The following is a 12,978-nucleotide window of genomic DNA, read 5'->3' as shown; positions in this document are numbered from 1 at the left end:
CGTCGCGCTCCTCTCAGCGAGCGGGGTCGAGCAGGAGCTTCCCGAAGACTCCCCGGCTCTCCAGCAGCCGCTGTGCCTCGGTGATCTCCGCCAGCCCGACGACCTGCTGGACGATCGGCCGGACCAGGCCGCGGGCGGTCAGGTCGAGGATGGTCAGGAAGTCGTCCCGCGACCCGGCATAGGAGCCGATCACGGTGTGCTCCTTGATGAAGAGGTGCCAGAGGTTGATGCCCACCTCGAAGCCGGAGTGGCCGCCCGAGGTGACGAGCCGGCCACCGCGTGCCATGGCCGTCAGGCTGCCCTCCCAGGTGGCGGCGCCGACGTGCTCGAAGACGAGGTCGGCACCCTTCCGATCGGTGTGGTCACGCACCAGTCGCGGCCAGCTCGGGTCGTTGTGGTCGACCACCAGGTCCGCGGGGAGCGCCTCGCACGCCCGGCGCACCTTCTCCTCACCGCCGACCGTCGCGATCACGCGGGCTCCGCTGAGCTTCGCGATCTGGACGGCGAGCGAGCCGATGCCGGAGCCGGCGGCGATGACGAGGACGTCCTCGCCGGCACGGAGCCCGGCACGGGTGTGCAGCATGTGCCAGGCGGTCGGGCCGGTGACCGCGATGGCCGTCGCCTCCTCGTAGGACAGCGATGCCGGAATGGGGAGCACCTGACCGGCCGGCGCGGCGACGTACTCGGCGTAGCCGCCGGCGGTCTGCACGCCGAAGATCAGCCCGGCGCGACACATGTTGGTCTGACCCCGGACGCAGGAGCGACAGCTCCCGCAGGCCACCACCGGGTCCACCACGACGCGCTGGCCCACCAGCTCGCCGGCGACCCCGGCTCCCACGGCCACCACGTCGCCGGAGACCTCCGTCCCGGAGATGTGCGGCAGCGGCACCGCCTGGGGCGTCTGACCGGTGCGAGTGAGCAGGTCGACCTGGTTGAGGCCGCAGCTGCGCACCCGGATCAGCACCTCCCCCGGGCCGTAGAAGGGTGTGGGGACGTCGTCGTCGACGCGGAGCACGAGCCCGTCGCTCGCCTGGTGGAGTCGGGCCGCTCTCATCGTCGCCGGGATCGCCGGGCCGTCGAGCACGGTCATCGGCCGCCCGCCAGCTTGTCGAGATAGGCCCGCTTGCGCTGCTTGAACTCCTCGGACTGGAACGCGAGGCCGTTGGCGATCGCCTCGACCTGCAGCTGCTCCCTGAGGCTGGAGGCGTGCCCGAGCCGTACGACGGTCTTGAGCATGCGGACGGCATCGCCGCCCATCGCGCCCACCTGCTCGGCGAAGCCGTCGACGGCGGCGGTCAGCGCCGCGGCATCGGCGTGGACCTCGTTGACCAGGCCCCAGCCGAGCGCCTCCTCGGCGCTGACCCGGTAGCCGGTGAGCGCCATGTGAGCCGCGTGCGAGGGACCCGCGACGCGCTGCACGAGCCACGAGAGCCCGAAGTCCTGCACCACGTCGAGAGCACCGGGCACCATCCACATGCGGGCACCCGCGACGGCGAAGCGTAGGTCACAGGCCATCGCGATGCCCAGGCCGCCACCGCCGCAGGCGTGCCCGTTCAAGGCCGCGAGGGTGGGGAAGGAAAGCTCGTAGATCGCCTCGATGAGGCGGTGCTGCCAGTCGAGGAGCCGCTTACCGGAGTAGACCGACGGGTCGTCGACGTGCTCCATGAAGAACGGCGTGTCCAGGTCCACGCCGGCCGAGAACAGCCGGCCGCGCCCGGTAATGACCAGGCAGTTGACGTCGGCCACCGCCAGCTCCCGCAGTGCGTCGAGGAGCTCCTCGAGCATCTGCGGGTCCAGGGCGTTCAGCCGGTCGGGCCGATCGAGCGTCAGGACCACCGCTCTCTGACGGCGATCGAGGGTGATCGTCGAGTATTCGCTCATTGCCACACACTTTCACAAGAATTCGACCGACTAGTCGGTCGGGGCCGAATGTAGTCAGCCCACACACGTCCGTCAAGGGTGTGGTCGAAGCCGCCCGCCGCAGGGCGAGCCGTCAGGCGAGCCGCTCGGGAAGCCGCTCGAAGCCGGGCTCGCTCACGCCAGCCATGAAGGTCTTCCAGACGTAGGTGGCGATCTGCTCGGGCGTGAGCGAGCCGCCGGGGCGGTACCACTGGTAGGCCCAGTTGCACATCCCGAAGAACGTCATCGCGGCCAGCTGCGGGTTCTCGACCGAGAGGTCCCCGGCGGCGGTCCCCTCCTCGAGCACCTGCCGCACGTAGCCGTAGTACTCGTCACGACGCTTGGCGATCCTGGTCTGGGAGCGCTTGTCGAGGTCGCGGTGGTTCTCGAAGTAGATCCGGAGATAGCCCGGCTTGGACTCCAGCAGGCCGAAGATGTCCTGAGCCACCCGCCGGAGGATCTCCGGAGCGGGCAGGCCCTCCTTCACGTAGCCCTGGAGCGGCGGCAGCACCGCAGCCACGCACTCGTCGTGGATCCAGGCGACGATCTGGGCTTTGCTCTGGACATAGTGATAGAGCGTGGGCTTCTTCAGCCCGACGGCCTGCGCCACGTCCTCCATCGAGGAGGTGTGGAAGCCTCGCTCGTTGAAGAGCGCGGCAGCAGCACGGGTGATCTCCGCCTGACGTCCCACCGGGGCCTGCTTCGCCACCGACTCCCCTCTCCGGCTGTCTGGATCTCGCGTAGGCGCACTCTATAGCGCTCACCGAGCACGCCGAAGAGGGACTCGACCGAGTAGTCGGTCAGCCAGCAGCCGCCGCACCTCGCGTGCCACCTCCGCCGGGCATTCGTACATGGGGCTGTGGCCGGCGTCGACGACCGCGAGCCGGGCGCGCGGGACGAGCTCGGCGAGGCCCCTAGCGTGCTCGAGCGGACGTACGCCGTGGCCGCTTCCGGGCAGAGCGAGAAGTCGGATCGGCGCGGATCTCATGGCCGGCGCATCCCCGTCACGGCGACGCGGCCGACGGAGCCACCGCCGGTGACCCGCGCCAGTGCTGCCGGCACCTCCTGGAAGTCGAGGACGTCGGAGACCAGCGGCCGGATCCCGGCCCCGGTGACCGCGTCGACGAGCCGGGCGTACTCGGCGGCGACCATCTCGGGGGCCTTCGTGCGGTACCGACCCCAGTGCAGGCCGACCACCGCGTAGTTCTTCACCATCGCCAGGTCCGGTCGCACCACCGGCAGGTCACCGCTGGCGAATCCCACCAGCACGATCCGGCCGGCGAACCGGATCACCCGCTCGGAGACGGTGTGGGACTCGCCGCCGACCGGGTCGACCACGAGGTCGACGCCCCCGTCCGACGCATCCTTGATCCGAGCCGCCAGGTCGGGCTCGCCTCGCAGGAACACCGCCTCGCAGCCCGCGGCCAGGGCGGCGGGCGCCTTGGCCACGCTGCCGATGACACCGAGGACCCGGGCCCCCGCCGCAGCGGCGAGCTGGACGGCGGCCAGTCCCACGCCACCCGCGGCGGAGTGGACCAGCACCGTCTCGCCGGGCGTCAGGCACCCGCGCACGTGCAGCGCGAACCACGCGGTCTGGTAGGCGACCGTGAAGCAGGCGGCCTCGGTGGCGGAGTAGAGGGCGGGCGGCTCGAAGGCGTCGGCGTCCTCGATCACGGCGTACTCGGCGAAGCCGCCGCCCAGGCCCGCGCCGAGTCCTGCCACGCGGGTGCTGAGCGGTCGCTCAGCCCCGGCGACCACGCTCCCGGCGAGCTCCATGCCCGAGACGGCGGGCAGCGGCGGACTGGACTGGTAGTCGCCTCGCACGATCAGGCCGTCGGCGAAGTTCACCGCCGCCGCCTCGACCGCCACCAGCAGCTGACCAGGCCCCGGTACCGGCACCGCCGTACGGCGCAGCGCCAGCACCTGCGCCGGATCGCCGTGCTCGGCGAAGCACCAGGCCCACATCTCGGCGGGGAGTCCACCAGCCATCCGCTCAGCCGTCTGCTCAGCCATCGCCGGCCCTCCCGGCGTAGCGCTCGACCAGGTCGTACTTCCGGATCTTCCCCGACGGCGTCCTCGGCAGCTGCTCCACGAACCAGACGACGGTCGGCAGCTTGTAGCCCGACAGCCGCTCCCGGCAGAGCTCCACGAGCTGTTGGGAGGTTGTGGCATGACCCGGGAGAAGCTCCACTGCCGCCGCCACCGTCTCGCCCCACCGCTGGTGCGGCACGCCGAAGACCGCCGCATGCCGCACCGCGGGGTGCTGCTCGAGCACCGCCTCCACCTCGGCGGGGAAGACGTTCATGCCGCCGGAGATGATGAGCTCCTTCCTCCGGCCGGTCAGGAAGAGGAATCCGTCGGCGTCGAGGAATCCGAGGTCGCCGGTGCGCAACCAGCCGTCGTCGAAGAGCGCGCGGGTGGCCTCGATGTCGCCCCAGTAGCCGGCGCACAGCGTGGGTGCGAGCACCTCGACCTCGCCGATCTCGCCGGGCGCGGCCGGTCCCGTCTCGGACCTCACCCGTATCCGGGCGTTGAGCGAGGGCACGCCCGCGGATCCCGGCTTGTCACGGGCGGTGGCCGGGGGCACGAAGCAGACCGTCCCACCGCCCTCGGTGAGGCCGTAGACGTGGGCCACCCAGACGCCGGGAAGGAGCCGCGCGGCACGCTCCAGCATCGCCGCCGGGACCGGCGCGCCGCCGCACATGATCATCCGCAGCGCGGGGGCCTCGGCCGGGCGGCGCTCCAGCAGGTCGAGCACGTCGCCGAGCATCGTCGGGACGAGCAGCAGGTGCGTCACGCCATGCCGTACGACGGCCGCGAACACCTCCTCGGCCGCAAAGCCACCGGACCGCTTGAGGTGGACCGTCCCGCCCTGAAGCAGGATCGCCCACACGAGCTGGTGCCGGCCGCCGATGTAGTTGAGGTCGAAGCTGACGTAGGTCACGCTCTCCCGGGTGATGGTGAAGTCGGCGATCTGCTGCAGCGCGTTCCAGACGACGCCGCCGGTGGTCCAGATCGCTCCCTTGGGCAGCCCGGTCGTGCCCGAGGTGAAGATGATCTCGTGCGGATCGATCGACCGCCCCTGCTCCTCGGCGGCCCAGTCCGTCGAGGCACCGGCCTCCAGCAGCTCCGCGTAGTCGTCGGCCGCCGACGAGCCCGCCCCGAAGGCGACCACCACGCGCAGGTCGGGCAGCTCGCCCGTCGCCCGGGCGGCGAGCAGTCCGGGCATGAGCTCAGGATCGACGAGTGCGACGCCGGCGCCGGACCGGGCGAGCACCGCGACCGCCTCGACGGTCGTGTAGCGCCAGCTCATCGCCACCAGCACCGCGCCGGCGTGGCTCACGCCGAGCTCCACCTCGAGGTACTCGATCCGATTCCTCGCCAGCAGCGCGACGCGGTCTCCGGGCCGGACCCCGCATCGGGTCGCCAGGCCGGCGGCCAGCGCCGTCGCCCGCCGCACCAGCTCGGCATACGTGCGCGACTCCGGCCCGAGCGTCAAGGCCACTCGGGTAGGATCGACTGCGTTCCTGGCCAGGTTGGCGAGCAGCGAAACGGGCTGGTCGGCACCGGCGTGCGGCGTGGCCATCGCTAGAACGACCTGGGCAGCCCGAGCCCCTCGGCGATGAGGTTGCGTCCCATCTCGTTGGTGATCGGCCCGATCCGGTACAGACGTACGTCGCGCCAGTAGCGCTGCATGTCGGTCTCCTGGGCGTAGCCCATGCCGCCGAGGATCTGGATGCCCATGTCGGCGGCCTTGGTGGCGTGCTCGGAGGCGATCACCTTCGCCATCGTGGCGGCGGTGCCGACCGACTGCCCGGACTGCTGCAGCCAGGCGGCATGGTAGATCGCCAGTTCGCTCTGCCGCTGCCACATGGCCATGTCGGCGACATAGTGCTGCAGCGCCTGGAACTGCCCGATCGGGCGCCCGAACGCCTCCCGGACCTTCATGTAGCCCACGGCGTCCTCCAAGACGCCGTCGAGGACTCCGAGACAGAGCGAGGCGACGATGATGCGCTCGTTGTTGAGGCTGGTCAGGATGCCGCGCCAGCCCTCGTTGGGCTGGCCCACGACGAGCCGGTCCGGCACGAAGACGTCGTCGAGGAAGACCTCGCAAGAGCCGACCGCCCGCATCCCGAGCTTGGGGATCTGCCGGATCGACAGTCCTGCCGACGGGTTGGGCACCAGGAACAGCGTGGTTCCGTGGTGCAGCCGCTCGGCGTCCGGGTCGGTCTTCGCGAGCAGCAGCAGGTAGTCCGACACGTGCGCGGCGGTCGACCAGATCTTCTGGCCGCTGATCCGCCAGCCGCCGTCGACCTTGGTGGCTCGGGTGCGCATCGCGCCCAGCAGGTCAGTGCCGCCCGAGGGCTCGGTGACGGCGATCGCGATGCGCGTCTGGCCGGCGGCGAGCCGGGGCAGCAGCTCGGCCTTGACCTCCTCGGAGCCGGACTCGGCGATCGAGCGGGCACAGAACGACGACAGTCCCCAGGTCCAGACCAGCCCGCCGAGCGTGCGGGAGAGCTCCCTGCCGATGATGACCTGGGAGAGCACGTCGGGTCCCGAGCCGCCGTACTCCTCGGGCAGGCCCACGGCGTGCAGTCCCTGCTCGGCCATGAGATCCCAGAGCTCCTGCGGATACTGGTGCTCCTGCGCCTCCCACTCCCGTGCTGCGTGCTTGGGCAGCTTCTTCTCCACCCAGCTGTGCAGCTGGTTCCGGAAGTCGTTGTGCTCCGGCGTCAGTGCGAAATCCACGTCACATCCTTGCTATCTGTCGATGGCGCGAGCGCTACGGCGTCGTGTCGCCGCCGTGCCGCAGCACGCCCTTGGAGACCTTGCCGATGGAGGTCTTCGGCAACTCGGTCAGAAACTCGAACTCGGTAGGGACCTTGAACCTCGCCAGCCGCTCCGAGCAGAAGTCGGCGAGCTCCTCGGCGGTGGCCGCCGCGCCCGGCACCAGCACGACCACGGCCTTCACCGCCTGGTCGCGGATCGGGTCGGGCACGCCGACGACGGCCACCTCCGCCACCGCGGGATGCTCGACCAGAGCGCTCTCGACCTCCAGCGTGGAAATGTTCTCGCCGGCGCGCTTGATCATGTCGACGCTGCGATCGAACCAGTAGAGGTAGCCCTGCTCGTCGGCCCACGCGCTGTCGCCGGTGTAGAGCCAGCCGTCCCTGATGGCGCGAGCGGTGGCCTCGGGATTGTCGTGGTAGCCCTTCATGATCGTGCGACCGGGCACTCCCTGGACGACGATCTGGCCGACCTCGCCAGGCCCGACGTCGTTGCCGTCCTCGTCCACGAGGCGCACGACACGCCCGGCGCTCGGCATGCCGATCGACGGCCACCGCTTGGGTCCGAAGACCGGCGCGAGCGTCACCAGCGTCATCGTCTCGGACAGGCCGTAGGCGTTGATCAGCTCGACGCCGAACCGCTTCTCGAACCGCTCCTTCTCCTCCGTGGAGATGTTGAGGGCGTAGAAGGTACGGCGCAGGGCATGGTCGCGATCGGTCTCCCGCTCGGGCTGGGCCAGCAGGGTCCGGGCCTGCATCGCCACCAGGCTCACCTGGGTGGCGCGATGGCTGCGGACCTGGTCCCAGAACCGGGTGGCGCGGTACTCCTCGAGGACGATCGCCGTGCCGCCCACGGTGAGCGAGGACAGCACCGTGATGACCTGGGCGTTGACGTGGAAGATCGGCAGCGAGGTCAGCGCCCGGTCGGTGCTGTCCATGGCGAGGCCGCTCGACTCACGCAGCCCGCCGTGGAGAGCGTTGGCGTGGGTGAGCAGGACGGCCTTGGGTCGCGCCGTGGTCCCGGAGGTGAAGAGCATCTGTACGACGTCCTCGGAGTCGACCTGCACCTGCGGCACGGCCGCCCCGGCGACGCGGAGCCCGTCCAGGAGGACCATCCCCGGCTCGGCCTGGCTCGTCCGCGCCAGGAGGCGCAGTCCGACGGCGGGGACCGTGTCGGCCGCGGCCGTGACCACGTCGAGGAACCTCGGCTCGGTGACCACCGCCTTCGAGCCGGAGAAGTCCAGCACGTAGGACAGCTCCGAGGCGGTGTTGGCCACGTTGGCAGGCACCATGGTGGCCCCGATCGTCGCGAGCGCGAACCAGATCTCGAGGATTTCGGGGCTGTTGGCGAGGAAAACGGTGACGCGGTCGTGCTGCCTGATCCCACGCTCCCACAGGCCTGCGGCGATCCGGTCGACCTCGGCCTGGAACTCGGCGTACGTCGTCTCAGAGACGTTGCCTTCGCGGTCCTCGTAGACCAGGAACGTCTTGTGCGCGTTCCGCTCGACACGCTCGTCGAGCAGGTCGCGCAGCGTCCGGTCGCCGACGATGTCGTGGGCGGTCACGACGCGATCACCGTGTCGACGATCTCGGCGACCTGGGTGCCCAGGTCGCCGAAGGCGAGCTCGGCGAGGCGGTCGAGGTCGATCCCGGCCGGCACTTCCCGCTTGAGGCGTTCGACGTTCATCAGCAGCTCCTCTCGTGGCCAGTTGAAGGCCGAGCCTCCATCTCGCTCGACCCGCTCCGCATGGCCGTCGGGATACTCGACCTCCAGGACGAAGCAGCGCGGCGCCAACGTCGGGTCCGCGACGACTTCGAGCCGCCGGGAGAGGTGCTGCAGCGCCTCCTCGTGGGATCGGAAGAGGTCATCGGCGGTGACGTCGCCCTGGACGAGCCCGAGCGTCAGGCAATAGCTCGCGCTCATCAGCGCCGCGCCGGCGTCGTCGAATGGCGCGGTCCCGTCGGTGCCGGGATAGTGCGCCTCGGCTGGGGCGAGCCGGATGCTGGCCCGGGAGAACTCCGGCCTCCCGACTCGCTCGTGCAGCTCGGTCGCCGCAGCCACCGGAGCCTGGAGGATGGCACAGACGGGATAGGGCTTGAAGGTGACGTCGCGGGTGCGCCAGACCTCGCCGAGACCGGCCTCGGACAGCGGGGCGGCCAGCGCGGCATCCCGGGCGAAGGCGGCGAAGAACCCGGCGCCACCTTCGAGCGCACCGGCAGCGCCGGTGCCGCCGCTCGCGGCCAGTGACGCGGCCTCGATCCCGGATCGCGCCGCGGCGCCGAGCTGGAGCTGCCACTCCAGCGAGCCGTCGACCCAGGTCTGGTTGGTGCCGGACGCGAAGGAGCCGGCGATGGCGATCGCGTGGCTGCTCCCTGTGGGGTCGAGCCTCAGCAGACTCGCCGCGGCCGCCGCGGCGCCGAAGCCGCCGTAGATGCCGCTGGCGCGGAAGCCGTACGACGTGGTGAGGGGCGCGGCCACGGCGCTCACCGCAGCCGCCACCTCGTAGCCGGCGACCAGAGCCGTCAGGGCATCGCCCAGGGTCGCCGCCTTCGCCTCGGCGAGGGCCAGCACCGCCGGCGTCGTCGCGGCGCCCACGTGGGTGAGGCCGGGAAAGTAGACGTCGTCCTGGGCGCGGGCATGGATCAGGCAGGCGTTGGCGAAGGCCGCGTCGGGAGGCGCCAGCTCCAGACCGCTGATCAGCGTGTGGGCGCCCGAGCCGCCCCAGCGACGCCTGGACCACTGGTCCGCGACCTCCGCGAGCCGGTTACCGGCCACCGCGACGCTCAGGTTGTGGACCAGGGCGAGTCTGGCCTTCTCCAGGACATCGGGCGGGATGTCCGCGGTCCGCAGTCCGGAGACGAAGCCACCCAGGGATGCGACGAGCCCGGTCACGTCAGACCTTCACTTTCTCGCTCCGGCCGAGGATGCCGACCGGACGTACGACGAGGACGAGGATGAAGACTCCGAAGACGAGCGTGGCGCGCCAGTCCTGGGAGACATAGCCGGCGAAGAAGGTCTCGAGCAGGCCAAGGATGACGGCGCCGACGATGGCGCTGCTGATCCGGCCGAGACCGCCGAGGATCGCGCCGACGAAGGCGATGAGCGCCAGCCGGGTGCCCATCTGGGGACTGAGGGAGAGGATCGGGGCGGTCAGGATCCCGGCGGCCCCCGCGAAGACGCCCGAGAGGGCGAAGAGGCCGATGACGACCCGGTTGGTCGGGACGCCGAGCGTCTCGGCCATCTCCTTGTCCTGGAACATCGCCCGGATGGTGGTGCCGCCACGGCTGGAGAAGATCAGCGCCAGCACGCCGAACAGCACCAGGCTGGTCACCAGCACCGCGATGCTGTGGTTGGAGATCGACAGCAGCCCTAGCTGCTGGGTCCCCGAGCCGAACGGGCTTCGCGCCGGCCGGGGGATGCCGCCGGCGACGAGTTGGACGATCTCGGCGAGCACGATCGAAAACCCGAAGGACATGATCACCGCGGCGAGCATGTCCTTCTCGGCGACCTTCCGGTAGATCAGCACCCAGGACAGCACGGAGATGAGCACGCTGACCACGAGCGCGATGAGCGCCCTCACCACGACGGGCAGGGAGTCGAAGGCGGCGTAGGTGAGGTAGCCCGCCACCATCGCCTGGGCGCCGAGTGCGAAGTTGACGAAACCCGTCGCGGTGTAGAGGACGGCGTACCCCGCGGAGATGAGGGCGTAGATCGCGCCCGTCACGAGGCCACCGGCGGCGAGGAGGACGAAGGTCTCCACCTCAGCCCACCTTTCCCAGGCCGCCGAGATAGAGATCGCGCATCTCGGCGGTCGCCTCCAGCTCGGCGACGGTCCCCTCCAGCACGATGGCGCCGTTGGACAGCAGATAGCCGCGGCTGCAGATGCGCATCGCAAGTCGGGCGTTCTGCTCGACGAGGAGCACACTGAGGCCGCTCCCCGCCAGCTCGCGCACGGTGTCGCCGACCTGCTGGTAGATCACCGGCGCCAGGCCGAGCGACAGCTCGTCGATGATGAGGAGCCGTGGCCGCTGCACCAGCGCGCGGCCGATGGCGAGCATCTGCTGCTCACCACCGGAGAGCAGGCCGGCGAGGTGGCCCCGGCGCTGCGCCAGCCGGGGGAAGAGGTCGAACGCGTCGTCGATGCGCTCCTTGACCCCCGCATGCGAGGCCACCCGCGCGGCGACCTCGAGGTTCTCCACCACGGTGAGCTGCGGGAACACGTGTCGCCCCTCGGGCACGGCCGCGATCCCCAGCCTGGCGCGCTGGTGGGCGGGCAGCCTCGTGACGTCCCTGCCGTCCCAGGTCAGGGTGCCGCGGGTCAGCGGGTTCAGTCCGACGATCCCGCGCAGGGTGGTCGACTTCCCCGCTCCGTTGGGGCCGATCAGGAAGACGGCCTCGCCCTCGCCGACGCTGATGCTGAGATCCTCGACGATGGTGATCGGGCCGTAGCCGATACGGCCGTGGGTGAGCTCAAGCATCCTCGCTCCTGCCGATATAGGCCTCGATCACCTGCGGCGTCTCCCGGACCACGGCCGGCTCGCCGTCCGCGATCACCCGCCCCTCGCTGAGGACGGTGAGGCGGTCGCAGATGGTCATCAGCAGTCCGACGTTGTGCTCAATCACGAGCACCGTGTAGCCGCTGTCGCGCAGCGTGCGCAGGGCGTTGCCGAGCACCTCGACGTCGGCCCCCGGCAGACCGGCGGCCGGCTCGTCCAGCACCAGCAGGCTGGGCTCGCTCGCGATCGCGCGAGCCAGCTCGACGAGCCGGCGACGGCCGTAGGGCAGCTCGGCCACGAGCCGCTTCACGTCGTCGCCGAGACCCAGCTGCTCCAGAATCGTGAGCACGTGCTGGCGGTTCTCGCGCTCCACCCTGCTCGTCCTCGGCGTGTAGAGGAAGGTGTGCGGGAAGCGATAGGAGATGTGCCGGTGGCGCCCGGCCATCACGTTGTTGAGCACGTTCTCGTCGTCGAAGAGCTGTGAGGTCTGGAACGAGCGCGCCATGCCGAGCGCGGCGAGCCGGTACGCCGGGAGCCCGGTGATGTCCCCGCCCCGGAAGTGGACGGTGCCGCCGTCGATGCGGTCGACGCCGGTGACCATGTTGACCAGCGTCGTCTTGCCGGCTCCGTTGGGGCCGATCAGGCCATGCAGCGTCTCGGTCTCGACCGTGAGGTCGGCGCCGTCGACGGCGACCAGGCCGCCCCAACGGCGGGTGAGGCCTCTGGCCTCGAGGAGCGCGGTCATGCCGAGCCCTGCTCTCCGCCACGGCAGGCCCTGGCCTCGCGTGCCCGCAGCCATCTGGCGAGCCGAGGCGAGGTGGCGAGACCGCCCAGCCCCTGGGCCAGGAACCGCAGTGTCACCACGATGAGCAGGCCGTAGATGAGGAGGACGGAGTCCGAGGCCCCGAAGTCCTGGGCACGGTTGCGGAAGTAGGTCAGGGCGACAGCCACGATGATGACGCCGGGCATCGAGCGCACTCCGCCGACGATGGCGATCGCCAACACCGAGAGGGTGAGCTCGATGCCGAAGACCGACGGGTCGACGACGAGGGACCAAGCGCTATAGAGCGCCCCGGCGAGAGCGGCGAACGCACCGGCGACGGCGAAGGCCAGCAGCTTGTAGCGACGGGTGTCGATGCCGATGCTCCTGGCCGCGATCGGGCTCTCGCGGGTCGCCATCATCGCGCGACCGATCTGGCTGTGCCGGATGCTGGCGATGATGACGACGAAGAGGTAGAGGAAGCCCAGCCCCACCCAGAACAGGAGCTTGGGGTCGTCGAGCGAGGATCCGAGGAAGGTGACGTCGAACCCGGTGCGACCCTGCGGTCCGCCGAGCCAGTCGGTGTTGCGCACGACGTTCTCGAGGATGAAGCCGAACGCCAGCGTGGTGAGGGCGAGGTAGAGGTCGGTGATCCGCAGCGTGACCGCGCCCATGACCAGGCCGAGCAGCGCGCCGACCACCGCCACGAGCGCCAGGCCCAGCGCCCCGTCGAGACCGAGGTCGTCGCTCGCCACGACGATGGCATAGGCGCCGGTGCCGAACATGGCCGCCTGTCCGAGCGAGAAGATGCCCATCAGGCCCATGAGCAGGTGCAGCGCCAGGCCCAGGATGCAGATGATCACCATGTAGGCGATGAGGTAGTTGAACGCGTAGTCGCCCACGAGCGGGACCAGGGCGACGACGACGGCGACGACCAGCGCGGCGGCGATGGCAACCGGCGTCGTGGGCCATCTGCGGCGGCGCCGCGAGGGCGCCGCCGCGGGTGCGAAGAGGGTGTTGGTCATGGTGTTCGAG

General features: G+C 70.6%; 12 protein-coding genes. All 12 read right to left on the bottom strand.

Annotation, left to right across the window (positions count from 1 at the left end):
• Positions 1 to 13: 13 nt before the first annotated feature.
• Positions 14 to 1,090 (bottom strand): alcohol dehydrogenase catalytic domain-containing protein, encoded by a 1,077-nt coding sequence (locus QM595_RS05020; protein WP_415170430.1) that lies wholly within the window; start codon positions 1,088 to 1,090, stop codon positions 14 to 16.
• Positions 1,087 to 1,881 (bottom strand): enoyl-CoA hydratase/isomerase family protein, encoded by a 795-nt coding sequence (locus QM595_RS05015; protein WP_415170429.1) that lies wholly within the window; start codon positions 1,879 to 1,881, stop codon positions 1,087 to 1,089. Before QM595_RS05015 ends, QM595_RS05020 begins: the two co-directional genes overlap by 4 nt.
• Before the next feature lie 112 nt (positions 1,882 to 1,993).
• Positions 1,994 to 2,608 carry a TetR/AcrR family transcriptional regulator gene (locus QM595_RS05010; protein WP_415170428.1) on the bottom strand — a complete coding sequence of 205 codons (615 nt, stop codon included), beginning with the start codon at positions 2,606 to 2,608 and terminating at the stop codon, positions 1,994 to 1,996.
• A 275-nt stretch (positions 2,609 to 2,883) separates the two neighbouring features.
• Entirely contained in the window at positions 2,884 to 3,912 is a 1,029-nt protein-coding gene (locus QM595_RS05005; RefSeq protein ID WP_415170427.1) for a zinc-binding dehydrogenase, read from the bottom strand.
• Positions 3,905 to 5,485 (bottom strand): class I adenylate-forming enzyme family protein, encoded by a 1,581-nt coding sequence (locus QM595_RS05000; protein WP_415170426.1) that lies wholly within the window; start codon positions 5,483 to 5,485, stop codon positions 3,905 to 3,907. The genes QM595_RS05005 and QM595_RS05000 overlap by 8 nt, the downstream gene beginning before the upstream one ends.
• A gap of 2 nt (positions 5,486 to 5,487) precedes the next feature.
• Positions 5,488 to 6,648 (bottom strand): acyl-CoA dehydrogenase family protein, encoded by a 1,161-nt coding sequence (locus QM595_RS04995; RefSeq protein WP_415170425.1) that lies wholly within the window; start codon positions 6,646 to 6,648, stop codon positions 5,488 to 5,490.
• A 34-nt stretch (positions 6,649 to 6,682) separates the two neighbouring features.
• A complete protein-coding gene (locus tag QM595_RS04990; protein WP_415170424.1) occupies positions 6,683 to 8,251 on the bottom strand; it encodes an AMP-binding protein in 1,569 nt (522 codons plus the stop codon).
• Positions 8,248 to 9,579, bottom strand: a complete 1,332-nt coding sequence (locus QM595_RS04985; RefSeq protein ID WP_415170423.1) for an MmgE/PrpD family protein — start codon at positions 9,577 to 9,579, stop codon at positions 8,248 to 8,250. Before QM595_RS04985 ends, QM595_RS04990 begins: the two co-directional genes overlap by 4 nt.
• A gap of 1 nt (position 9,580) precedes the next feature.
• Positions 9,581 to 10,447 (bottom strand): branched-chain amino acid ABC transporter permease, encoded by an 867-nt coding sequence (locus tag QM595_RS04980; protein ID WP_415170422.1) that lies wholly within the window; start codon positions 10,445 to 10,447, stop codon positions 9,581 to 9,583.
• A gap of 1 nt (position 10,448) precedes the next feature.
• The gene (locus QM595_RS04975) at positions 10,449 to 11,165 is read right to left on the bottom strand and encodes an ABC transporter ATP-binding protein (protein ID WP_415170421.1); all 717 of its coding nucleotides are present in this window, start codon (positions 11,163 to 11,165) and stop codon (positions 10,449 to 10,451) included.
• Entirely contained in the window at positions 11,158 to 11,928 is a 771-nt protein-coding gene (locus tag QM595_RS04970; RefSeq protein ID WP_415170420.1) for an ABC transporter ATP-binding protein, read from the bottom strand. Before QM595_RS04970 ends, QM595_RS04975 begins: the two co-directional genes overlap by 8 nt.
• The gene (locus tag QM595_RS04965) at positions 11,925 to 12,968 is read right to left on the bottom strand and encodes a branched-chain amino acid ABC transporter permease (RefSeq protein ID WP_415170419.1); all 1,044 of its coding nucleotides are present in this window, start codon (positions 12,966 to 12,968) and stop codon (positions 11,925 to 11,927) included. The genes QM595_RS04970 and QM595_RS04965 overlap by 4 nt, the downstream gene beginning before the upstream one ends.
• Positions 12,969 to 12,978 lie beyond the last annotated feature (10 nt).

It is taken from the genome of Nocardioides sp. (genome assembly GCF_047607185.1).
GTDB lineage: Bacteria > Actinomycetota > Actinomycetes > Propionibacteriales > Nocardioidaceae > Nocardioides.
The sequence above is the reverse complement of the archived record's forward strand: the minus strand, read 5'-3'. Positions and strand labels throughout refer to the sequence as shown.

What these genes read in the sequence shown, in the direction of transcription:
- QM595_RS05020 (WP_415170430.1), bottom strand. Translation starts at nt 1,090, where the DNA reads ATGACCGTGCTCGACGGCCCGGCGATCCCGGCGACGATGAGAGCGGCC.
- QM595_RS04965 (WP_415170419.1), bottom strand. Translation starts at nt 12,968, where the DNA reads ATGACCAACACCCTCTTCGCACCCGCGGCGGCGCCCTCGCGGCGCCGC.
- QM595_RS04970 (WP_415170420.1), bottom strand. Translation starts at nt 11,928, where the DNA reads ATGACCGCGCTCCTCGAGGCCAGAGGCCTCACCCGCCGTTGGGGCGGC.
- QM595_RS05005 (WP_415170427.1), bottom strand. Translation starts at nt 3,912, where the DNA reads ATGGCTGAGCAGACGGCTGAGCGGATGGCTGGTGGACTCCCCGCCGAG.
- QM595_RS05015 (WP_415170429.1), bottom strand. Translation starts at nt 1,881, where the DNA reads ATGAGCGAATACTCGACGATCACCCTCGATCGCCGTCAGAGAGCGGTG.
- QM595_RS05000 (WP_415170426.1), bottom strand. Translation starts at nt 5,485, where the DNA reads ATGGCCACGCCGCACGCCGGTGCCGACCAGCCCGTTTCGCTGCTCGCC.
- QM595_RS04975 (WP_415170421.1), bottom strand. Translation starts at nt 11,165, where the DNA reads ATGCTTGAGCTCACCCACGGCCGTATCGGCTACGGCCCGATCACCATC.